Annotated in this window: 20 protein-coding genes and 2 pseudogenes; 6 read left to right on the top strand and 16 right to left on the bottom strand. The window is 56.8% G+C overall.

Features of this window, described 5'->3' with window-relative positions; translation table 11 throughout:
• Nucleotides 1-88 precede the first annotated feature (88 nt).
• From EGJ86_RS14660 to EGJ86_RS14695, 8 genes and pseudogenes are all read right to left on the bottom strand, one after another.
• Entirely contained in the window at nt 89-445 is a 357-nt protein-coding gene (locus EGJ86_RS14660) for a histone-like nucleoid-structuring protein, MvaT/MvaU family (protein ID WP_125835601.1), read from the bottom strand.
• 278 nt (nt 446-723) lie between these two features.
• Entirely contained in the window at nt 724-1221 is a 498-nt protein-coding gene (locus tag EGJ86_RS14665; RefSeq protein WP_125835603.1) for a hypothetical protein, read from the bottom strand.
• Nucleotides 1218-3350 (bottom strand): site-specific integrase, encoded by a 2133-nt coding sequence (locus EGJ86_RS14670; RefSeq protein WP_256672450.1) that lies wholly within the window; start codon nt 3348-3350, stop codon nt 1218-1220. The genes EGJ86_RS14665 and EGJ86_RS14670 overlap by 4 nt, the downstream gene beginning before the upstream one ends.
• Entirely contained in the window at nt 3347-5773 is a 2427-nt protein-coding gene (locus tag EGJ86_RS14675; protein WP_125835605.1) for a tyrosine-type recombinase/integrase, read from the bottom strand. Before EGJ86_RS14675 ends, EGJ86_RS14670 begins: the two co-directional genes overlap by 4 nt.
• A complete protein-coding gene (locus EGJ86_RS14680; RefSeq protein ID WP_125835606.1) occupies nt 5773-7035 on the bottom strand; it encodes a tyrosine-type recombinase/integrase in 1263 nt (420 codons plus the stop codon). Before EGJ86_RS14680 ends, EGJ86_RS14675 begins: the two co-directional genes overlap by 1 nt.
• A gap of 129 nt (nt 7036-7164) precedes the next feature.
• A pseudogene (gene nadE / locus EGJ86_RS14685) lies at nt 7165-7689 on the bottom strand (NAD(+) synthase); the annotation flags it as partial.
• A gap of 10 nt (nt 7690-7699) precedes the next feature.
• Nucleotides 7700-8899 (bottom strand): nicotinate phosphoribosyltransferase, encoded by a 1200-nt coding sequence (pncB, locus tag EGJ86_RS14690; protein WP_125835607.1) that lies wholly within the window; start codon nt 8897-8899, stop codon nt 7700-7702.
• The gene (locus tag EGJ86_RS14695; protein WP_125835608.1) at nt 8896-9540 is read right to left on the bottom strand and encodes a nicotinamidase; all 645 of its coding nucleotides are present in this window, start codon (nt 9538-9540) and stop codon (nt 8896-8898) included. Before EGJ86_RS14695 ends, pncB begins: the two co-directional genes overlap by 4 nt.
• 141 nt (nt 9541-9681) lie before the next feature.
• On the opposite strand from EGJ86_RS14695, the gene EGJ86_RS14700 reads away from it, so the two are divergent.
• Nucleotides 9682-10374, top strand: coding sequence for an NUDIX domain-containing protein (locus EGJ86_RS14700; RefSeq protein WP_125835610.1), 693 nt, complete (start codon nt 9682-9684; stop codon nt 10372-10374).
• Between the two features lie 246 nt (nt 10375-10620).
• Here the strand turns inward: EGJ86_RS14700 and EGJ86_RS14705 are convergent, their stop codons facing one another.
• From EGJ86_RS14705 to EGJ86_RS14720, 4 genes are all read right to left on the bottom strand, one after another.
• A complete protein-coding gene (locus EGJ86_RS14705) occupies nt 10621-13134 on the bottom strand; it encodes a penicillin acylase family protein (RefSeq protein ID WP_125835612.1) in 2514 nt (837 codons plus the stop codon).
• Nucleotides 13135-13233: 99 nt separating this feature from the next.
• Nucleotides 13234-13698, bottom strand: coding sequence for a DUF2489 domain-containing protein (locus EGJ86_RS14710; RefSeq protein ID WP_125835614.1), 465 nt, complete (start codon nt 13696-13698; stop codon nt 13234-13236).
• Nucleotides 13699-13705: 7 nt separating this feature from the next.
• Entirely contained in the window at nt 13706-13900 is a 195-nt protein-coding gene (locus tag EGJ86_RS14715; RefSeq protein ID WP_039964455.1) for an SEC-C metal-binding domain-containing protein, read from the bottom strand.
• A gap of 17 nt (nt 13901-13917) precedes the next feature.
• Nucleotides 13918-14415, bottom strand: a complete 498-nt coding sequence (locus tag EGJ86_RS14720; protein ID WP_099522091.1) for an LEA type 2 family protein — start codon at nt 14413-14415, stop codon at nt 13918-13920.
• 192 nt (nt 14416-14607) lie between these two features.
• Here EGJ86_RS14720 and EGJ86_RS14725 point away from each other — a divergent pair, with 192 nt between their 5' ends.
• Nucleotides 14608-15162, top strand: a complete 555-nt coding sequence (locus EGJ86_RS14725) for a hypothetical protein (RefSeq protein ID WP_125835616.1) — start codon at nt 14608-14610, stop codon at nt 15160-15162.
• Between the two features lie 67 nt (nt 15163-15229).
• Here EGJ86_RS14725 and EGJ86_RS14730 read toward each other — a convergent pair whose 3' ends face one another.
• From EGJ86_RS14730 to EGJ86_RS14740, 3 genes are all read right to left on the bottom strand, one after another.
• The gene (locus tag EGJ86_RS14730; protein WP_125835617.1) at nt 15230-16345 is read right to left on the bottom strand and encodes a hypothetical protein; all 1116 of its coding nucleotides are present in this window, start codon (nt 16343-16345) and stop codon (nt 15230-15232) included.
• A gap of 67 nt (nt 16346-16412) precedes the next feature.
• Entirely contained in the window at nt 16413-16895 is a 483-nt protein-coding gene (locus EGJ86_RS14735) for a YchJ family protein (protein WP_125835618.1), read from the bottom strand.
• A 4-nt stretch (nt 16896-16899) separates the two neighbouring features.
• Nucleotides 16900-17397 carry a DUF6231 family protein gene (locus EGJ86_RS14740; protein ID WP_125835619.1) on the bottom strand — a complete coding sequence of 166 codons (498 nt, stop codon included), beginning with the start codon at nt 17395-17397 and terminating at the stop codon, nt 16900-16902.
• A gap of 439 nt (nt 17398-17836) precedes the next feature.
• On the opposite strand from EGJ86_RS14740, the pseudogene EGJ86_RS25350 reads away from it, so the two are divergent.
• The 3 genes and pseudogenes from EGJ86_RS25350 to EGJ86_RS14755 form a co-directional block, all read left to right on the top strand.
• Nucleotides 17837-18190 (top strand): annotated as a pseudogene (locus EGJ86_RS25350) (OmpA family protein); the annotation flags it as partial.
• Between the two features lie 290 nt (nt 18191-18480).
• On the top strand, nt 18481-18783 hold the full coding sequence (locus EGJ86_RS14750; RefSeq protein ID WP_106732975.1) for a DUF1145 domain-containing protein: 303 nt from the start codon (nt 18481-18483) through the stop codon (nt 18781-18783).
• On the top strand, nt 18776-19537 hold the full coding sequence (locus tag EGJ86_RS14755) for a collagen-like protein (protein WP_125835620.1): 762 nt from the start codon (nt 18776-18778) through the stop codon (nt 19535-19537). Before EGJ86_RS14750 ends, EGJ86_RS14755 begins: the two co-directional genes overlap by 8 nt.
• A gap of 49 nt (nt 19538-19586) precedes the next feature.
• On the opposite strand, the gene EGJ86_RS14760 is transcribed toward EGJ86_RS14755, so the two are convergent.
• Nucleotides 19587-20051 (bottom strand): CopD family protein, encoded by a 465-nt coding sequence (locus EGJ86_RS14760; RefSeq protein ID WP_125835622.1) that lies wholly within the window; start codon nt 20049-20051, stop codon nt 19587-19589.
• Nucleotides 20052-20191: 140 nt separating this feature from the next.
• Between EGJ86_RS14760 and dinG the strand changes: the two genes are divergently transcribed.
• Nucleotides 20192-22336, top strand: coding sequence for an ATP-dependent DNA helicase DinG (dinG, locus tag EGJ86_RS14765; RefSeq protein WP_125835623.1), 2145 nt, complete (start codon nt 20192-20194; stop codon nt 22334-22336).
• Nucleotides 22337-22340 lie beyond the last annotated feature (4 nt).

Genomic DNA, 22340 nt, shown 5'->3' on the forward strand with positions numbered 1-22340 from the left:
GCTTTACGATCAGTTACGAAGACAGGCTGCCGCAGCAGTAACCCAAGCCCCGGTTACACAAAATTCTGCACACCCTCTCGAAACCAGCTTATTGCAGCCAAGCTTCAACAGCCTCTGCGCCGTGTTCGGTTTTCCACGCTTTCAATACCTTGTGGTTGCCACCTTTGGTTTCGATGACTTCGCCAGTGTGCGGATTTTTGTAGCGCTTCACGGTGCGCTCACGGCGAGCACCCTTGGCAGGGGCCACAGCGGTCTTACCAGCGCTCGGATCAAGCAGGGCGATCACGTTACGCAGGGAGTAGTTGTACTCAGCGAGCAGGCTGCGGAGTTTGTTTTCAAACTCGATTTCTTTTTTCAGTTTTTCGTCATTTTTGAGCGCTTCGAGACGAGCTGTTTGCTCGGCGATTTGGGCTTCGAGGGCTTTATATTCGGCAATTATCGACATGACGATTCCTTAGTTGTGACACTTGTATACAGATAATACATATATGAGCACAAAATCCCAATCAGCAGCAAGCCCTTCTCCTGCGAGCTCATTGCTTAATGTGCAAAAGACCTGCTTATAGCGGACATCGGGACAAGACCCGCATAGGGCGTCAGACGGAGAGAGTAAGGCCTGGAAGATGGTAACTCTGTTCAGGCTCAGTCACGTTTCGTCGATTAAGGAGAAGTGTCCAGTGGCCAAGCTCGCCCTCATGCCATTAGTGCGGGGCAATGTGCGATTCAGCACTTCAGCTGAGAGAGCTCTTCCTCCAGCAACGCTAATGCGTCCTGCAATTTTTGTATCTCGATTCTATTTTGGTTAATTATTTCCAAGCGCTTGTTTGCAAGATCCATGTAGAAGTTTCTGCTCTTCTCTATATCAACTTTTTCTTTGAGTAGTGTTTTGTTGGATAGGCGCGCATCTTGAAGTTGAGTAAACCAATAAATGATTTCGAGGCGGCTCTTCTCTAAAAGACTTTCAGGTGTTACACCTGATGCCTTAAGTAGTGCTTGTTCTTTTTTTTGTTGTGCGCGGTTGTTTTTAATTGTGGCTAGTTTTTCTAGTGGCCACTTGCGTAAATATATTGTGTTTCTATGAACCTTTGCTTGTCTGGCTAACTCGGTAACTGATGTGGATAGAGATAGATTCTTTTCAATTTTACGTAACGCGTCAGTGAGTAGCTTATTTATCTCATCATAAGGTTCATCGATGATATTGTCGTTTTGAGTGACGGTCATGCTAGTACCTCTTCGCCAAGGCTCTCAAGCACTGATTTGGCTTCAGCGATTGCGAGCTCAAGCTGTGCAATAGCGATCTGATTGTCTTTGAGATTAAAGTCGCCTGGGTCACGACTCGACGCTATTGATTCAATCTTCCTAAGGGAGATCAGATTCTGAATGTATATTTCACGCCACTTTGGAGCGTTTGCTTTGGTGACTACCGCATTTTTGCAATGGTTAGGATTGCAGCGTAGCGAGCCAATGCATGGCAGGGCCGGGTCATTGATATCTGTGCTATTGCCGTAGCAGTACCCTTGGCCGACATTGATAACGGCAAAACTTTGCTTAACCATCCGATCAAAAATTTCGTCCTTTGTATAGCCCTGTTCTAGATATCCTTGGAAGTACTTTTTCAACATGACGCGATGAGTCTCAGCATTGTCTCCTGCAAATCCTCCGTCTGGATCACAGGTATTAATCACGAGCTCCTTTTCTGCCTCATGCCTTAAGGATGAGCTCTCACTCAAACCATTACCTGATGTCAGGGCTATACCTATTTCCCCATAGTCAATCGTGGTGGCGCTAAAACGATTTTCAGCTATGGAACCGACAAGGTTTCCAAAGTGCTTAAGCTGGAATGAGATAAAAGGAAGACCCACGGAGGCCCGAAACATTTGATGTGCCAGCGAATGGCGTAGGGTGTATGGGGAAATATCTATTGACTCTAACTCTTCAAATGTTAGTGCTTCTGCTAGAAATGCGCATATTTGATGGGTGAGGCCATTCCCGCTGAGCGAATTAGCGTTTGCTGGTGCCCCAGGATGCATAGTGTTCATGTTAGACAGTAAGTAAGGATTTTGTTTGAATCTGTTAATTATTTGAAGTGCGTGTACGGCGTCGACGACTATCGGAATAGCAGCCCATTTGTCGCCAAATAATCCACCATAATTTTCCTTGCCTTTAATAATGTTGCTTGTAATTAGATTGTGGCCGAATTCGTTGGTGGTTAAGCAGCCTGCGCTCGGTATGCCTGAAAGTTCTGAAGGCCTCATGCCGGTGTACTGTGCAATGATGTAAAGTGCGCTGTTGTTTACAAGTGAAATATAGTTGTAAAAGTCATCGTTGAGGTCAGCGTCTGTTAGCTTACAAATAGCCTCTTTGTCTTTCAGCATTCCTGCTCGTTGTGGTGACCAATACTCCGGATTTGGCGAATAAAGAAAGGGTTCGATTTGATTGCCTGTATAGCCTCTGGAGCCTAAGCGGATAGCCACGTAAATGTCATAGCTTTCTCGGCTGAGTTTGCATTTTGCAGCTTCTTGGTAGTTGAGGGCGTCGGCGCATTCTAGTGTGTACGTGTCCGCCACTTTCTCATCTAGATGCTTAAGGAAGTCGACAATGACCAAGGAAGATTTTTGTGATGTCTTCTCGAAGATGTTGTTTTCTAGGTATTTCTTTTTTGTTCTGATTTGTGGGTTTTTTACGCTATTTTGTCGCCAGTTGAGTTCTTCCAGATCGACAAAGCACAACGGTTTTGCGAAAAGATTTTCTTGCAGAAAATTTGAGCGTAAATACTTAAGCCCTGAGCTGGTTTCTCGACGATATGCGAAGTTATACTGCTCGGCGCTAATTGTGTAATCCGACTCAGAAAAATTCACAAGGCTGTAGTGCGTGAGTTCAAAGAACTCAGCACCTTGGCGCTCTTTCTTTAGGGCGCACATCTTGTCAATGAATGGTATTGTGGCCTTGAAAATATCAAGAATGGTGTGTGGCTTAAGTTTTTTTGAGCGACTATTTCTGCCGGAGTACATGACTCCAGGAATCTGTAGGGCGCACAGAATTGCAATTTTCAGCTCAAAGAGAATGGTTGAGTTGAGATTCTCGTACTTACTGAAGTCAATTCTGGACTTTGCGCCTTGGATATTTCTGGCCAGAATTTCACTCTCGTTGTTGAAATCCCATACCATGTCTTTCATCAGGCTCATTTTGCTGACCGGAAGACTCAGCAAGGCCTGAAGTAGTTCACCTGCTTCAGTAAGTTGATCCTGTAGATCAAGCTTCTCCGTTGCAGATTCTTCGCTAAGATAGCGAATAAAGCTTTCCCGTGAGGGTTTGATTTTCTGAATGAGTTCATCAACTGTTGAAATCATATGGTCATTCTCTCAACGAGTGTGCTCGTGATGATATATTCAGAAAGTCGTTCTGCATTTGCCAGTTGCTCTGCATTGAAACCACGTGACGATGGAGTGAGTATGCTCTCAAGAACGTCCAGATTCTCTTGTACCACATGCCCGTATGGTGTCTCGGCGATAAGGCTCGTTTCCATCATTGCCCGATAATCTCTTCGCATCGCGAAGAGATCTGGGAGGTTAGACAGTGTGATGATGCTGTTCTGGCATGACAGGCACTTGTTCAAAAGCGAGCAGGGATTTCCCTCTTTATAGTTGGCTAGGCGTCTGATTTCATCTGGCGGATCGAAGACGTTACGGCACTCAACCAGTCCTGTTCTAATTGGGGCAGCGGGTGTTACTGGTTGAGGCTGTGCTTCTGGGGCGGCTTCTTGTGTGGCGCCCATAGCGTTTTCAATCGTTTTTCTGTGAATCCTGTTTAGCGCTTCGTCGACAATGGCTTGTGATGTCTTGCTGAATTCCAGCCGGTCTAAATACTTAATGGTAGTCGTTATGCTCTTGTGACCAAGAACAACTTGAATGACCCGGAGAGAGGCGCCATGGTCGATCAGTTCGGCAACCAGGCTAGGCCTTAACCGGGATGCGGAAATAGACAGTTTTCTGCCGTCATCGGTTTTCAGGTCGTGTTCATCAGAGAATTTGTTCATCGTGACATTGATGACGACGGAGTTCTCAAACGTTTTTACTTTTCTGAATTCGTTGGCTTTCAGTGACTCATAGATAAAAAGCCTATCTTTTATCGATGTTTCAGCGTGCTCACGAATGTGGCGCGTTAGATTAATAACATCAGTAAATATCTTCTTTATCTCACGGCTTTGCGAGGTTGTAAGCCACTTGAAGTCAGCATGCATGAGATCGAGGTGGTAGATTTTCTCGCCGCCGGAGCGCTCTTTCCAATAACGAAGACAAGGGCGTTTAGTGATTTCGTGGCTCTCAATGAAGTCATCCAGATCAAGGCTTTTCAGTGAGTCGGCGTTAAGTCCGGTGACTTGAGCGAGTCGGATTACATAGGGCGCTAGAACTCTTGATGTCACCTCATAGAGTACGTTCCAGCTCTTATATATATCAACAATACCTAGTGAGGAGTAATTTAGTATTCGAGAAAAAGCTTTTTCGTAAATGTTATCCGGATCCGCTGACCACCTGCTGGTTCGTTGGCAGTTAAGCTTGTTTTCATAAATCCACCTTGCGTTATCCAGCGTGCCAAGCCCGTTGATGATTGATCCATCTTCATTGACTGGGTCGCAGCCTCCGCCGAATGGCACATAGTCTTCTGCGAGTTTATTGGTACTCTCAATTTCTAACTTGCAGGAGTTTGCAATCTTTGCGCGTTCTGATTTTGTATAAGGGCGGTATTCGTCTGTCTTTCTTTTGTGCTCGAAACCTTCAGTGTCAATGAAGTTGTTGAGGCCAAACTCTTTAATTCGTATGGCTCTTTTGAGCATTACACGTGCCGCGCTCAATAGGCCATTGGCGGTATAATATGATATTGTATCTTCGCTTACGCGGTCGGCAAGATAATTTCTGAATCGTGTGAGGTAGTGTGGTGTAATATATTCTTTTGGGTGTTCATGGCCTTTGAAGCCAATTTCTTCGAGGTGTTGGCTGGCATATCTGAACCCTTCACAGTAGTTCAGTATTGTTGATTTACTTGTTGATTTCAGTGAGGCCGCCGCAAATATATGAAGTAGCTGATTGAAAGGGCGCGCGGGATCGCTTTCTATCAAGTCGTTTACTTGCGACAGGGGGATGCCCCTAAGGGCGTTGATCGCTTCCATTCGCGTTTGCGAGTCGCCCCTGCTAATCCTCGTTTGCTCAAGGTCTGCCTCTCGTTCCACGCAGGTCTTGTAATCGATATTGATTACTCCTAGCGCTTCTAAGTCGGCCATGATTTCTGAGAATGTCTGTTCTACAAGTGGTAACTTTTGTCTGGCCCACTTGAGGTTTCCCATTCCTTCAATTTTGTCGAGGCATCTTCGTGCCGAAATCTTGTTGGCAACAATCGGGATGTTGCGCTTATCTTCATCTGAAAGTGATTCGTACCAGTTGAGAAGCTTGCGGCGCCATTCGTTCGAGATTGAGTTGTATCCAGGGATGATGATTTTTTCTTCAATCATTTTGCTTATGATTGAGTCAAAAACCTCTTTGCGTAAAGTGAGAGTGTTATTATGCGTATCAAGTTCGCGTTCAAGATAGCTGGTTGATACGGCGGGCTCGCCGTTTTGCGATAGCTGTACGCTCAGAAGTGACCTGCGACTGGATTTTACATTCTCAGCCCAAGTGCTAATGCTTTCGGTGATTTGGCTCTCAGTGCGCTTCTTGCGTCTTGAATCTTTGGCGCTATCTGGCAATTCTTCTATGGGATCAGAGATAGATCCATCCATCACTTCTTGTCTCCCGAGCGAATTGGCTTAAACGTTCTCTCTTTAAGTCCTTGCATCTCTGCTGCTTTGGTTTTGCCTATGCTTCCGGGAAGGCAGAGTTTCCTGTAAATGTCTTGCGGAATTAGGCTGTATATTTCTGTCGTCTCTAGATGGTTGTGCCCTAGTGATCTTGAGCAGATAACTAGTCGATCTGCGTAATCCGCCCCCAAGTCTTCGCTATTTAAAAACAAATAAGCGGATCCATGTCGGAATTTATGGCCTGAGATATTTCTTCTTATCTGGTTGGACTTAACTGCTCGCTTGCTTACGCGATATAGAAGTTTTTCGACGCTCTTCGTTGTGTACGCTCCACCTTGGGCATTAAAAAATGCAGGTGTTTCTTTGGCAGTTGGATAGCGTCTGGAGCAACGCCGGTACAGTGGGGTTCTGTGGTAATCCTCAATGCGCTCCAGTGTTGCCCTGCTTACGAGCGTTGAGCGTGGCTTGTATTTATTTTTGCTACCTTTGGCTCCCATGATGACTAAGGGGCAGTAGTCCGACTTCAGCGGGCGGTCTTTGGGAGATGAGGTGTAATGGATATTCTGGATTTCCAGTGCGTTTCGGATGTCCTGAAGAGTTAGCCGTGGGAGTTCCGAAATCCGAATCCCTGCGTCGTACATAGCCTGGAGTAGGCAGCGTTCTCGTTCGCATGGGGTATGCATCATCAGTTGTTCAATTTCTTGCATTGAGCACGGTTGAATGATTCCGCGTGGATGTGCTGTTCCACCTCGGATCAACCCTGTCTCGTAAGGATTGTCTTCTCGCAGTGCCGGAGACTCATCGAGCCGCTTACAAAGGTAGGTGTTAAAGAAGTGCTGATATGCAGCATCTCTTCCTACGATAGTTTTGGCTGCAAGGCCTGCTTCAGCCAGGCCGCCAAGATAGGCTTCCAATTGTCCTAGGGAAACGCTTAGGAGAGCCTCATCCCGGTCTGTGCTTTCATACTCGGACTTCGCCTTTAGGTCATCGAGTAGGTAAGAGATGCGGTAGGCGAATGAAAAAACGCTAGCGTCAGCCAGTTTTGTTTTTCGAAAGTTGCCGCAGAGGTAGTCAGAAACCAAAGGTAGCAGGCGCTCATCCTTATCGAAGAGGGCACATCCACTGACGGCCACGATGGGGTCGCTTGCCTCAGGTTGAGCTAGGAACTGCTCCCTGAACTCTCCTTTTAGAAGGATGGAGTTACTTAGGTCGAGGGGCTTCGCTCTTGCCTTTACCACCTTCACTTTTCGAGCACCTTTCGTATAGGTATCGAGGCGTACCGGTGTGCATTCTAGGACTGTTTCTATGGGGATGGGAAGTGCTTGCTATAAGGGTCTTGGATGGTGATGTGCAGTTTAGTGTAGGGGGGTAGAAATCACTGCTTCAGCAGCGTGGTCGGTGCCGATCACCAGGCCGTTGTTGGCATTGGCGATGGCGAACTGGGCGACCATGCGGATGCGTGCCTTGATATTGCCGACGACGAAATCGCGCCGGGCGTCCGTCAGTTTCTGCAGGTGGCTGACCTGCTCGCCGAGGCCGCTCACGCTGCTGGCGATGTTGACCGTGTCTTCTTCATCGGCACGGATGAATTTCAGCGAATCCTGGGCGTCATGTTCGTCGTGCTGGGCGTTGTGCGGCAGGCGCACGGCGATGAAACGGTAACCTGTATCGCCCGTTTCGGCGCGCAGCTCCTCGACCGACAGCTGGGCCAGGCGCCCGGCAGTCAGTGAGTCGACACCACCGCTGATGCCCAGCACCAGTACCTTGAGGCCGGCGTTCTTCAGGGTGTGTTTGATGAAGCTCTTGCGGCGCTCGATCTCTGCGCTCAGCGCTGCCTCATCGGCGAACGGCGGCACTACGTCGAGAGCGGCGGCGATTTCGGCTTGGCGGTTGCTCATGTCTGGGTCCTCACTGGGTCACGCGAAAGACGTGTTTCAGGTAACTGACGAAATTCTCGTCGCGGCATTGGGTCTTGCCAGGCGTATCGGAAATCTTCGCCACCGGCTGACCATTGCAGGCGGTCATCTTGATCACGATGTTCATCGGAGTGACGCCAGGGATGTCGCAGGTCAGGTTGGTGCCGATGCCGAAGCTTACGTGGATTCGCCCGGAAAGTGCACGGTAGAGCTGCAGCGACTTGGGTAGGTCGAGTCCGTCGGAGAACACCAGGGTCTTGCTTCTGGGGTCGATGCCGAGTTTCTCGTAGTGGGCGATGGCTTTTTCCGCCCATACCAGTGGGTCGCCGGAGTCATGGCGCAGGCCGTCGAAGAGCTTGGCGAAATACAGGTCGAAATCGGCGAGGAAGGCATCCATGGTGATGCAGTCGGTCAGGGCGATGCCAAGCAGGCCACGATATTCGCGTACCCAGCAGTCGAGCGCGGCGATCTGGCTGTCGATCAGGCGCGGGCCGAGTTGCTGGTGCGCCATCAACCATTCGTGGGCCATGGTGCCAATGGGCTTGAGGTCGAACTCGCGGGCCAGGTGCACGTTGCTGGTGCCGACGAAGCGCCCGGGAAAGTCGCGCTTGAGGATATGCACCGCCTGCTCCTGCACGCGGTAGGAGAAGCGCCGGCGAGTACCAAAATCAGCCAACTGGAAGCCGGCCAGCTCGCTCGGCGAGGCTTCGGCCTTGAGCCAGTCGAGCTTCTCGTACAGGCGCTCGGCAGCCTGTTCCAGCAGCACTTCGCGGTAGCGATAGCGGTTGCGCACTTCGCTGACGATGGCCAGCAACGGTACTTCGAAGAGGATGACGTGCAGCCAGGGACCGCGCAGGCGGATGTTCAACTGGCCGTCTTCGATGCTGGTGCGCACGTAGCGCAGGTTGAAGCGGAACAAACTCAGAAAGCGGATGAAGTCGGGCTTGATGAAGGGAATGCTGTCGAGAAAGGCAAGCTGGTCGACGCTTAGACTCAGCTCGCTGAGGTGTTCGATCTGGTAGCGAATCTCGGCCAGGTAGGGCGTCAGATCCTCGCTGCTGCGGCAGCGGAACTCCCATTCCACTTCGGCGTTGGGGTAGTTGTGCAGCACCGCCTGCATCATGGTCAGCTTGTAGAAATCGGTGTCCAGCAGGTTCTGCACGGTGCGCTCGGCGAAGATGCTCTCGCTCATCGCAGGTTCTCCTTGGCGAGGGTGTCATCCAGCTGTTCCAGGCTGGTGGCAAGTGTGATGCCCTGTTCGCGCATGGCGATGCAGGCGGTTTCGGCCGTTTCGCTGGCAATGGCTCGGCAGGCCGGTAGATGCACGATCACCTCGAAGCCGGCGCGGCGCAGTTGCAGGGCGGTGGTCATGACGCAGTAGTCCAGGGCCAGGCCGCCGACCAGAACGAGGTCGACGTCATTTTGCCGGAGAAACTCGATCACGCCCGTGCTGCGCTTCTCGGCCAGGTCGTGATAGCAGGCACCGTAGGGGTGCAGGTCCGGTTCGACGCCTTTCCACACGAAGTAGTCGTAATCCAGCGGCGCGGGCAGGTCATCGAGCAGTTCGAAGCCGGGCGTACCAGGCACGCAGTGGCTGACCCAGGTCAGGTCTGCATTGGCCAGCGGCAGGGGGCGCAACATCTCATCGTGGTTATCGACGACCCAGGCCGCTTGCGGGCTATGGGCATCCTTGCTGCCGATGCGCAGCTGGGCGCGTGCGGCCAGTTGGTTCAGCGCCGGAACGATGGTGTCGCCCTCGGGCACCGGTAGCTCGTTGGGGCACAGCGGGGTGAAGCCTTTCTGGGCGTCGACGTCGAAGCTGGCGATCTTCATGGTGCGCCTCCTTCTCTTGGGTGAGTGACTACATATTTCATCTGATGAAATATGTAGTCAAGTGTTTTCGCCAAATCCTGCGTGAAAAAATATGAGTTATTGGTCAAGATGAAATAAGTACATGAAGGAGCAAGCAACAGGATGAGTGCAGTTGAGGTGCTGGCCGGGGTGGATATCGTTGCCCTGCGTTTGAGCGAAGAGGGGACGCTACAGGTGCTTCTGTTGCGTCGCCAGCGTGAACCTTACGCCGGGCAATGGGCGCTGCCGGGCGTGCTGGTCAACGGCCGTTGTGTCGATGCCAGCCTGGACGCCGCCGCTGCCCGAGCACTGGCCGACAAGGCGCGCCTGCAACCGCAGTATCTGGAGCAGGTGGCGACAGTCGGTAATGGTGTGCGCGATCCGCGCGGCTGGTCGCTGAGCACCTGCTACCTGGCGCTGTTGGCGTCTGATGCCGAGCCAGAGGATGAAAACCTGCGGTTCGTCGAGTTGGCGGGTGTCATTGCAGGGGCGCAGGTATTGCCGTTCGACCACGCACAGCTGGTGCGTCTGGCGGCTGAGCGGCTGCGGGGCAAGTCGGTCTACAGCTCGTTGCCGCTGTACCTGCTGGCACCGCGATTCACCGTGACCGATGCGCTGACGGCATTTCAGGGATGTCTGGGGGAGCCGGTGCAGCACACCACCTTGCGCGGGAGGCTGGAGCGGATGAAGGCGCAAGGCTGGATCAGTGATACCGGCGAGAAGAATTACCCGAAGATGGGGCGACCGCAGAATCTGCTGGCGCATAGCCCACACGCGGGTGAGGCATTTATCTTCGACCGCAGCCTGCTGGCTTAGCAGGCGTTCTCTGAATTGCAGGCAAAAAAATAGGCGCCAGAGGCGCCAGGGGAGCATTTCAATCGATGCATAGTCTCTGAACCTGCTTTGTCCGAGAAGTTCCATCCGGTGATGGAAAAAAGCCATCTTTTTTTCGGGCAAAAGAAAAGGCGCCAAGGGCGCCTTAAAACGATGATCTATGGAGTAAGTCGATTATTCAGAGTGAGGCGCTGAGGCAAAGGTTCAGCGCCGCCCGACGAACGGTCATTACTTGGCCGGCATCAGCAACAGGCGCTGGTTGCCATAGACCTTGTCCAGGTTTTCCGCCTTGAACGGGAAGCTCATGTAGCCGCCCTTGAGCCATGCCTCGATGCCGTCAGCGTAGTGTGGGCTGCCTGGGTTGCCCGACTGCCCTGAGCTGTTGACGCCGACCAACGGCTCGTCGGCGGCAAAATCCACCACGATACGCATGGCCGGGATGAGGAAGGTATTGAAGTCCTGGCCCCAGGCGTAGGCAGAGACGTTCAGCGTGCTGTGGTCGCCCCCGGCCGGATAGGGGCCGCGATCCAGATAACCTTTCAATGCGTTGATGCTGCTGCGCTGGCTGGAGCTCATGTAAGGCGCCATGCGCGTGGTATCAGTCACCCACTCATAGGTGTGCAGCTTGCCCCACTGCCAGTTGCGCCGCTCCGTGCCCAACCGGCTCTCCAGCAACTCGATGCTGGCGGCCAGGCTGCGCGCGAGGATAGTCGGTTTGTCTTCCTGCTCTGGCGTGCGGATGTCATTCCAAAAGGGGCTGTCGGCACGGCCGAGCAGGTGATCGGCCTGTGCCGAATAGGAGGTGTTGGCGGCTTGCACCAGCGCCTGCCAGGCCGGGCTGTCTTCCGGGCCCAGTTCGTCGAGGAAAATATGCCGCGCACTCTCATGCAGGAAGGCGCTGTAGATGGCGGTATCAGCAGAGCTGGCAGCGAGCTTGCCGTCGAACGCCAGCAGACGTTTCAGCGCTTCGTCGGCACGTGCGCGTTGCCCAGCCGGCAGGGCGGTGATGGCTTGGCGCAACGAGTCGTGCATGGCCGGGTCGTTGAACATGGCCTGCAATTTGGCGACGAAGGGCGAGGTCTGATCGTACTGCATAGCGATCATGCTGCGGCCATCGTGACGACCGTTGCCGGCCAGCTCGGCAATGCGCTCGGCGCGCTCCGGGTAGTACCAGGAGCTGGACAGCTGCATGCCGTAGCCGGGCGGCACGCTGCGCTCATTGGCGGTACCCAGCCAACCTTGCGGCGGGTCCTGATCGTAGGGGTGGAGCATCGGGTCAGCGAAGCCATCCCAGGCGTAGCGCTCGTCCCAGCCGGGGGAGGGCAGCAGGCCGCGACCTTCGCGGCGGTTCGGGTAGCGGCCGGTGACCTGCCAGCCAATGTGCTGGGCGTCGGCGAAGACGATGTTCAGCGGCATGGCGCGGATTTCCCGCGTCGCTTCGAAGGCCTGGTCCACCGACTGCGCGCGCGACAGGTCGAAGAAGGCGTCGAGGCTCTGGTCACGTTCGAATTGGGTGGTTTTCAGCGCCAGGCCGTAGCCGCTCTTTAGAGCCAGGGGCTGCAGCATATGTTTGCGTTCGCCCAGCACCGAGTTGAGCAGCGGACCGTTACGGGTCTCGTAAAGCGTTTCGCGAATCGGGCGTTGGCCCTTGATGAAGAAGGTCTCCTGGCGCTCGGCGACCGGCAGCCACTTGCTGTCGGCCTGGTACATCAGGCGGCTGCCTTCGCGTTTGATGCGCTCCAGATAAATGTCCTGGTTGTCACCCATGACCATGGTCATGCCCCAGGCCAGCTTGCCGTTGTAGCCGGCGACTACTGCCGGTACGCCTGCCAGGGAGATGCCCGCGGCCTGGTACTTGGGCGAGCGGATCTGCACGAAGCTCCACAGCGAAGGCATGCTCAGCGGCAGGTGTGTGTCATTGGCCAGCAGGCTCTTGCTGCCACGGCTGCGCTGCGGGGCGATGGCCCAGTTGTTCGAGGCGGCGACGCCGAGCATGTGCTGTTCGGCGATCTGCGCTGCGGTGCGGGAAATCGCCTGCAGGCCCGGTAGCTGGCCCTTGAGGTCGAGACCGGCGAGTTTTTCTGCTTCGGCGAAGGGCAGTGGCTCGTCTGGGTAGATCGGCAGCAGCCAGGGCAGCTTGTCGGTGCCCACGCGCTGGGCCATGGTCAGCGCGGCGATCTCTTCCTGCATGTTCACCGCCAGACCGAAGTTGAGCAGGCAGAACAACAGCACCGAGTCCTCGGGCTTCCAGTACTCGGGACGGTAGCCGGACTCGGCCAGATCCATCGGCAGGCGATCGCGGTAGCGGAACAGGTAGGCGTTGACGCCGCGCGAATAGACTTCGAAGAAACGCTTCAGGCGTGGCGAGGCGTCGGCGTAGAGAATTTCCGCACTCTTTTTCAGGTTGACCGCGCGCATGAACCGGTCCATTTCCAGCACGCCGGGCCCTGCCATTTCGGCCAGGCGGCCCTGAGCCAGCAGGCGCATGCCGACCATCTGGCTGAGACGATCACCCGCATGCACGTAGCCCAGGGTAAACAGGGCGTCGTGGAAATTGCTCGATTCGATCAGTGGCATGCCGAGGGCATTGCGTCGCACCGATGCACTTTCTGCCACGCCCTGAATGCGCTCGACGCCGCGCGTCGGTGGCACGCTGTCGGCATAACGGCTATTGAGCAGGGACTGGCAGCCGGCGAGGCTGGTCAGTGAGGCGGCGAGAGTCAGGCAGGCCAGCGTGCGCATGGCGAATTTCCTTGGTGTGCGGGCGGTCGAGGCCGGTCACGCAGGGACCGGCCACAAAGGCGCCAAGGTAATGAGGCTACCGCGACCTGGCAAGAGGCCTCAGGCGTTCGCCTGAGGCCTCTTCAACCCTTCATCCAGCAACCAGCGTGCAGCGACACGCGCAGCGGCCTTGTGTTGTAGCTCCAGTTCGGTGAAGCGTTTCTCGAAGCGGCGCCGTTCGGCCTTGTCCAGCGCTTTCCAGCCCGCATGCGTGGGTACTTCGGCGGTCGCCTCGAAGAGCAGATGGAACACCTGGCAACGGCTGTCATTGCTCAAGGCACTGTCATAGTTGTCGAGCAGCACCTTGATGCGGATGGCTCCTTCGATCAGCGGCAACTGCTCGTCGAGCAGGCTGCTGGCGAGAATGTTCAGATCGCCGCCGATACGTTGTTGGCGTTCTTGCTGTGCTTCGTCGCGCACGCGCTGGTTTGCCCATACGCGGCGCCACAGGTGCCAGGCATAGGCGGCCAGCGCTGCGATCAGCAGCAGGCCGGTCAGAAGCAGGGTGAGGCTCAGAGCATCCATGCGCGGCTCAGGCGCCGTGGCACTTCTTGAATTTCTTCTCGCTGCCGCACGGGCAAGGATCGTTACGGCCGACATCCTTCAACGCGTTGCGCACGGGTTCCTGATGGCCATGGTTGCAGTGCGGGCCGTGCACATGGTCGTGATCGTGATGATCGTGGTCATGGTTGCAGTCAGGGCCGTGGACGTGGGGTTGGTTGCTCATGGTGTTACTCATGCAGGTTATTCGGGGATGAAATCGCCGGGAATTATCTCTCCATTGCGCGCCATGTGCACGCTGCGGCCGAATAACATACCGGTTTTTACCTGGCCCTTGAGGCTATAGCGAATTGGCTCGTTCGGTTTTTCCAGCGCTTTGACGATCTGTCGCACATGACGCCAGAGGTTGGTGCGCACCGGTACTTCGAAAGTGTGATGACCGTGAGCGGGCACGGTGAACCACTCGTTGGAGTAGCCCTCGGCCAGTTGGATGCCGTTTAGATGGACGTTGTAGTCCAGCCCACGCACCGGCAGGCTGACGCCGTTGGGATTGTCGATTCGAAAGCGCAGGCGGAACTCCTGTTCGAGCAGCCTGGCCTTGACCACATCAACTTTGATGAGTTGGACGTCCGGGTCCTTGAAGCCACCTGTCATCCAGGTGGAGCATCCTGTCAGGCCTGAAAGCAGGCCAAAAAACATCAATAGGCTGATAATTCTTATCATTTGCGCCTGAGAAAACATTTCATACCCCCATTGCGGCTCAGTGTAACAAGCAAGCGCTTGGCTGCAACGGGGAAGCACTCATTATTTTCAATGAGATAGTGGGGTGGTCTGGTGCTGTCGAGGTTCGGGAGAGCATGAATGAGAAGCCTGCAGTGTCGGGGCAAAGGAACCTGCGCCATACTGAGCGGCGAATAGGACAGGAGTGTGACCATGAGTCGCTACGAGATCGCCTTCTCCGGACAACTGGTGCCGGGCGCCCAGCCGGAGCTGGTCAAAGCCAATATGGCCAAGTTGTTCCAGGCCGATGCTCAGCGCATTGCCCAGTTGTTCTCTGGGCGTCGCATCGTGATCAAGAACAACCTCGATGCTGCTACCGCGGAAAAATACCGTGCGACCCTGGAGCGGGCCGGTGCGCGGGTCGAGGTCGTCGACATGGATCCGTTGATCGAGGAAGTCGAGCTGGCACCGCCGCCACCCGTGGAGCCGGAACCTGCTCCGGCGGTCATTCCCGCTGCGACCAGGCCGGGGCGCTTGCAGGTCGCTCCACGAGATGAGTACATGGCCGCGTTCAGTGATGTGGATGCCCCGGATTTCGATATCGCTCCGGTGGGTAGCAATCTGCAAGACGCCAGACCCGACGCTGCAGCACCACAGGTCGATCTTTCGCAGTTCAGTCTGGCCCCTGTCGGTAGCGATATGGGGCAAGCCAAGCCTGTAGCTCCCGCTCCTGCGCCGGATACCTCGCACCTGAAACTGCAGGATTGATTGTCCTGCAGGCAATGAAGCGCCGTGAGCTGCTCAGGCAGCCACGGCGTTTTTGCGCTCAGGGCTGCTAACCCGCCTTGCACTTGGCAGCGGCCTCCTCAGGTTTGAGGTTACGCACGCTGGTGAAGAACAGCTCGCAGGTTTGCAGTTTCTCCGTCACCTGCCACTTCTCTGTGCAGGTATTGAGCGTCTGCTGCGGATCAACTGTCGGTTGCCGGCCCATGTTGGCCTGCCAGCAGGCGGCGCTCAGGTCCTGCCCCATGACCTTGATCCCTGCTGCGTTGGCGGCGACCTCGCTGCCCTTGTTGTTGGCCGGGTCGGCCGCATACCAGATATAGCTTGGATGATTGGCGCCGAGCACGGGGACCTGCTTTCCAGGCCTCGCCTCGATCTGGCCGAGGCCCAGCACCGGCAGATTCACTCCGTATTGCTGTGTGATCCAGCTGCGCACCGGCGCACCAAAGGCGACCATCGGCAGGCTGGTATTCCCCGGGCCGGCGCTGAGCTCGCTGACCATGCGCCGTTGATAGCTGGTGAAGTAGCCATAGACGCCTTCCAGAGCACTGCCGGCACTGGCTGGGGCGGCAATCGGAGCGATGTCGACGATGGTCTGATAAGCGGGTGTGTGTTCTGGTTGTACACCATTGAAACTGAGCAGAGAGGCCCAGCGGTCTGTGGTGCTCGAACGCAGGTAATCCTGAGCCTGGGTCAGTGAGTAGTCCGGCGGGAAGTGCAGCAACTCGACGCTCTTGCGGTTCTCCAGGGCCATGCCCAGGGGCAGGAAGAAGTACCAGTTGTACTGCCATTTTCCGTCACGATTCAGCTGGCTGGCGCCCTGATAGGCCAGGTCACCGGTGTCGAGCAGTTGCAGCAGCGGCTTGCCGTAATCCGTTGGCGCGCCGTCGAAGGTGGCGTGAATGCGCTCCCCGTTGCGTGTTACGCGCACCTTGGCCTGGGGGTAACCATCGCGCGTCAGGCTCTGCTGCAGGTAGTGTTCGACCGTCTGCTCCAGCGTCCAGTCGCGGTAGCAGATCACGCTGCAGTTGTTCGGGTAGGCGAACAGGCGACTGACGCGCTGGCTGTCACCCAGATCCAGCGTTTCCCCTTGCAGCCCGCTGGGCTGGTTGGCGCAGCCTGCTAGCAGGCCGGCCAGGATAAGAGCGATACCACTTTTCTTGTGCATGGCTTTCTCCTTGTTGAGTGTCCTCGCGGGACGTTTCAACTGAAGCAGAAAGCAGGATTAACGCCAATCAGGCACTCAGGTAGGGCGCACAGCACTTCTTGAACTTCTGCCCACCCTGGCAGGGGCACGGGTCATTGCGTCCGGCCTTCAGTGGCGCCGTGGGGTCGAGAAAGAACCAGCGTCCGTCCACCTGAACGAAAGCGGAGCATTCGCGGTGACGATGTTCGCCGTTGTCATCGTGCCAGCGGGCGACGAAGGTGACCTGGGCGTGCTCCGGTTTGCCGCCGAATACCTCGCTGCCCTCGACTTCCAGTCCCAGCCATGTGCTCTGCGCACTCCAGGCAGCCATCGCGTCGTGGTCGAGCGCCTGTTGCTGGGCAGGCAAAGTGGTGGCGACCAGATAGTCCACCAGGCCCAGGACATAAGCGGCGTAGCGCGAGCGCATCAGCAGTTCCGCGCTGGGGGCGTGGGCCCCCGCATGATAGCGACCGCAGCACTGGCTCAGCAGGTTGCCGCTGCCGCAGGGGCAATTGGGATCGAGTGGGTTCATCGCTCTACCACCAGTATTTGCCGAAGTTTTGTGGATTAGCCCAGAATTTTGCGTTCAACCAGTCGGGAACTTGCTTGTAATCAAGCAGATCATAGGTGAACAGATGCAGGGTCTGTCCCTCGCGCTGGAACTGTTCACTGGCTTGCAAAGCCAGGGCGAAAAGATCGGTTTCCTGCCAACCACATGCCTTCAGGTCGAGCAATACGGCGACCCGGCTGGCATTGAGGTTGCGGATGCCGCCCAGTAGTTGCAGTCCATCGCGTTTGGGTAAGTGCTCCAGACAGTCGACCAGAATTGCCAGGTCGAAGCGCTGTGCGGCCAGTTCAGGCGCCAGGGGGGCAGCAGGTGCGGTGGTGACCTGACACTGCGGGTGGGCGCTGTGAAAGGCGCTGACTGCGGGTAATTCGCTTGCCCCGAGCAACAGCAGTTTCTCGGGGGTATAGCGGGCAAGCAGTGCCGCAATGGCTTGCTGTGGAGTACGGGTGCTAAGGCTGGCGGTCATCGAACTTCCTCGAAAAGTCTGCAAAGACTAACGTGGTGTCGGTATCAGGCCTAGAGTGAGAGAAAATTATCCGCAGAAGCTGCTATAGCTGGCGGATTGTACAACTCCTGTCTTTACTACTATTGAGTCGGTTATGGGCCGATGAACATTGGAGACCTAAAGTATGAGTATCACAAGGAACGCAGTACCCCTGATTCTGGCTAGTACCCTGCTGACCGGCTGTGCCGGCCTGCAGAAAACCGACTGGCCCACCTGCGCAGCTGTAGGCGGTGTGGGTGGTGCGGCGTTAGGGGCAATCGAAAGTTCTACCTGGGCAGGTGGTGGTGCGCTGGTGGGTGCCGGTATGGCCGCAGCCTATTGCTGGGTGCACGGTGCCGAAGCGCAGCAGGTTGCCGTTGTCGAAGAAGTCGTTGTCGAGGAGGTTGCCGTTGCCGAGCCGGCCGAAGCCGTTCGTGTCGAACTGGACGTCAAGTTCGACTTCGACAAGGCCCAGGTCAAGCAGGAAAGCTACGGCGATATCAAAGCCCTGGCCGACTTCATGAAACAGTATCCGCAGACCAGCACTGTGGTTGAAGGTCACACCGACTCCGTGGGCAGCGATGCTTACAACCAGGGTCTGTCCGAGCGCCGTGCCAGTGCCGTTCGCGACGTTCTGGTCAACCAATACGGTGTCGAGTCCGGCCGTGTGCAGGCGGTGGGCTATGGCGAGAGCCGCCCGGTTGCCGACAACGCCACTGCTGATGGCCGTGCCATCAACCGTCGCGTAGAAGCCGAGGTCGAAGCTCAGCCGTAAGGCGCTTCGCTCAACCGGATAAGGCGTCACCCGAAAGGCCCGGCCGATTTTCATCGGTCGGGCCTTTTCTTGTGTGGAATCTGCCGCTGACCGCGGCTTGCGCGCAATCTTCCTTGTACCTGCACCTCCTCGCTGATAGTGGGCCGCGCCCATGACGGATGCAGCGGGGCACTCTGGCGTTCGCGGGTGATAAACAAAGTCGTTAAAAAATATTCGTCGCTCTGGTGGTCATTGTTGCGAGGGGGTAACGTGCAGCGCTAATTAGAAAATAGCTGCGCAAGAGGGCGGGGATGAAAACATTGTTGACGATGGGCAAGGTACTGGCCTTGGCCTTCTGGCTGGTATTCGGGGCGGCGCTGGCAAAGCGTTTCGGTACCCCGTTCGAACAACTCGTCTATGTGCTCGCGGCCTTTCTTGCGTTGCTGCATGGCGTGCAACTGTGGCTGTTTTCAGACCTCCTGTCCGGTCGCGCTAGCCCCTGGCTGGATCGTCTACAGGTCCTGCTGTTCGGCATTTTCCACCTCTACCCGCTGAAGGTAGAGCACAAGTCCGAATGCATGGCAGCAGCGTTTGAGGAGGCTACTCATGCGTAGTTTCACGCTGTTGCTCTGCCTGTTTGCGGGTACTTCACTTGCTGCTACGCAGGTCAAGGTACCTTCCAATACCTTGATGCGCTTACCGGTCGCCAGCAGCAGTCTGCAGCTTGAGCGACTGGAAGTGGCGGATCAGGCCACCCTGATGATTCCTGCGACGGTGACCGAGCTGCATATCGGCGAGTTGCTGATGGGCCGCGACGCACGCATTGGCGTAGCGCCCAGCGGTCAGCCACTGCGTCTGGTGGTTGAGGATGCCGATATCGGCCCGGGCGCCTGGATCAGCGCCAAAGGCGCCGCTGGTACGTACACCCGGCCAGCCACTCCTGGGCGGGAGATCAAACTCAAGCTGCACAAGCTGACATTCGAGTCTCTGACCCTGGATGTGCGCGGTGGTCAGGGCCGGCCGGGTTATGCCGGGCTCGACGGCGCACATGGGCAGCCGGGTGGTTGCACCTGGGGCCAGGCCAGCGCTGGCTACGATGGTCAGGACGGTACTGATGGTCATGATGGCGCGCCGGGCGGCAATGTGGTGCTGGAAGTGCCGCACCAAGTCGAGGTCGAGCGCATGCAGGTGCTGCTAGATGGCGGCGCGGGTGGTGTAGCCGGATCGGCGGGGCGCCCCGGCCGTGGCGGGGCCGCCAAGGGTTGCCTGGTCTATGGCGTAGAGGGTGCAGCCGATGGCAAACCCGGTCAGCCTGGGCGCGAAGGCGCTGCAGGTCGCAGTGGCGCAGTGCAGGTGTTTCGTTTCTGACCCGACCCAGCCCTCGTTCGCTCATTGCCAGCGAGGGCTGCTTCATCGATCAGAATGATGGACGCATGGTCACCAGCGTCATCAGTGCCAGGCCGATCACCAGATTGCTGCCTACGACCCTGCGAATTCGCCCCAGCACCTCGCCGCCTGCCGGCCAGTTCTCGCTCTCAACGGCGCGCCGCAGCTCCGGTAGCTGCAGTGCTTGAATGCGCAGGAACAGGGCGAGCATCACCAGGTACAAGCCCATCATGATGTGCACATAGCGCGGCGCTGCTTCGAAGCCGCTGTAGCCCATGTGCAGCATGCCCATGCCGGTCACAGGCAAGATCAGTACCGCCAGCCAGACCCAGACGAAGAAGCGTTTGAACACACTCAGCCACAGGCGTAGGCGTGCTGGCGGCTCCAATATTTCCACCGCTGCCGGGCGCAGAATCATCCAGGCGAAGAACATGCCGCCGACCCAGACGACGGCGGCCAGCAGGTGTAGCGCATAGAGCGGTGCGTAAGGTGTCATGCGGTATCTCCAGAGGGGCCGTTTGGCAGCTTGGTTGATTTGATTGGTACGCGAGTCTGCGCCAGATCGACAGGCGCGCTATGATAGCGACCGCTCCGCGAATACTGAAAATTTATCCAGCCTTTTTCGTTTCAGAATCCATGCTCAGTACCGAACTCAAGTCCCAGATCCAGGGCGCCTACTCGCGCTTTCTCGAGGCCAAGTCACTCAAGCCGCGCTACGGCCAGCGGCTGATGATCGCCGAGATTGCCAAGGTGCTCGGCACCATCAAGACCGATGACGAGGGCAAGCGTCTGGGTGAGCCTGCCGTGGTGGCGGTCGAGGCGGGCACCGGTACCGGCAAGACGGTGGCTTACAGCCTGGCCACCATTCCCACGGCCAAGGCCGCTGGCAAGCGCCTGGTGATTGCCACCGCCACCGTGGCGCTGCAGGAGCAGATCGTGCACAAGGATCTGCCCGATCTGCTGCGCAACAGCGGCCTGAACTTCAGCTTCGCCCTGGCCAAGGGCCGTGGTCGTTACCTGTGCCTGTCCAAGCTTGATCACCTGCTGCAGGATGGTGCCGCGCAGAGCGCTACCGCGCAGTTGTTCGAGGAAGAGGGTTTTCGCATCGATGTGGATGAACAGGGCCAGAAGCTGTTCACCGCGATGATCGAAAAGCTCGTCGGCAACAAATGGGACGGCGACCGCGACAGCTGGCCGGAGGAGCTGGAAGACGTGCGCTGGGCGCAGCTGACCACCGACCACAGCCAATGCACCAATCGTCATTGCCCGAACTTTCAACAGTGCGCCTTCTACAAGGCGCGCGAGGGCATGGGCAAGGTCGATGTGATCGTCACCAACCACGACATGGTGCTGGCCGACCTGGCCCTGGGCGGCGGCGCAGTGTTGCCCGACCCGCGTGAAACCATCTACGTCTTCGACGAAGGCCATCACCTGCCGGACAAGGCCATCGGCCATTTCGCTCACTTCACCCGCTTGCGCTCGACCGCCGACTGGCTGACCCAGATCGACAAGAACCTGACCAAGCTGCTGGCGCAGAACCCGTTGCCGGGGGATCTCGGCCGGCTGATCGAACAGGTGCCGGAGCTGGCCCGCGAGCTGAAGACCCAGCAGCAATTCATGTTCACTGTTTGTGAAGAGATTGCCGACTTCAAGGCCGGCGAGGACATGGAAGGGCGCGAACGCCCGCGTCACCGCTTCGTCGGCGGCGTGGTGCCGGAGCACCTGACCGAGTTGGGGCTGGAGTTGAAGAAGGGCTTTTCCAAGCTCAACGACCTGTTTACCGGGGTTACCGAGCTGCTCAAGGAAGCGATGGACGGCGAGGGTGCCGTGGGCATCGCCAGCCACCAGGCTGAGGAGTGGTATCCGCTGTTCGGCAGCCTGATGGCACGCGCCAAGGGCAACTGGGAGCTGTGGCTGGCTTTCACCGCCGAAGACCCGGAAGAAAGCCCGCCGATGGCGCGCTGGTTGACCCTGGCCGAGAGCGGCGCGCTGTTCGATATCGAGGTCAACGCCAGCCCGATCCTGGCCGCCGAGACGCTGCGCCGTAACCTGTGGAATGTCGCCCATGGCTGCCTGGTGACGTCCGCGACGCTGACCGCGCTGGGCACCTTCGACCGCTATCGCATGCGTGCGGGCCTGCCCAAGGTGGCGGTCGCCGCCATCGTGCCGAGCCCCTTCCATCATGCCGATGCCGGCCTGCTGCGTGTGCCTGATCTCAAGGCCGACCCGCGCGAGGCTGCAGTGCATACGGCAGCGATTATTCGCGAGCTGCCAGACCTGGTGGCGGGCAGTCGCGGAACGCTGGTGCTGTTCTCCTCACGCAAGCAGATGCAGGACGTGTTCGATGGCCTGGATCGTGACTGGCGCAAACGGGTGTTCATTCAGGGCAACCTGTCCAAACAGGAGACCCTGAACAAGCACAAGGCACGCGTCGATTCAGGTGAGGAAAGCGTGCTGTTTGGCCTTGCCAGTTTCGCCGAAGGTGTCGACCTGCCGGGTGCCTACTGCGAGCACGTGGTGATCGCCAAGATACCCTTTGCCGTGCCGGATGATCCGGTGGAGGCGGCGCTGGCCGAGTGGATCGAGGCGCGCGGTGGCAATCCGTTCATGGAAATCGCCGTGCCGGACGCTTCGCTGCGCCTGGTACAGGCTTGCGGTCGCCTGCTGCGCACCGAGGCCGACCGCGGCACCATCACCCTGCTGGATCGGCGTGTGGTTACCCAGCGCTACGGCAAGGCCATTCTCAATGCGTTGCCGCCATTCCGTCGGCAGATCGACTGACTGA

The sequence above is a fragment of the Pseudomonas sp. o96-267 genome, assembly GCF_003935465.1.
GTDB classification, from domain to species: Bacteria; Pseudomonadota; Gammaproteobacteria; order Pseudomonadales; family Pseudomonadaceae; genus Aquipseudomonas; species Aquipseudomonas sediminis.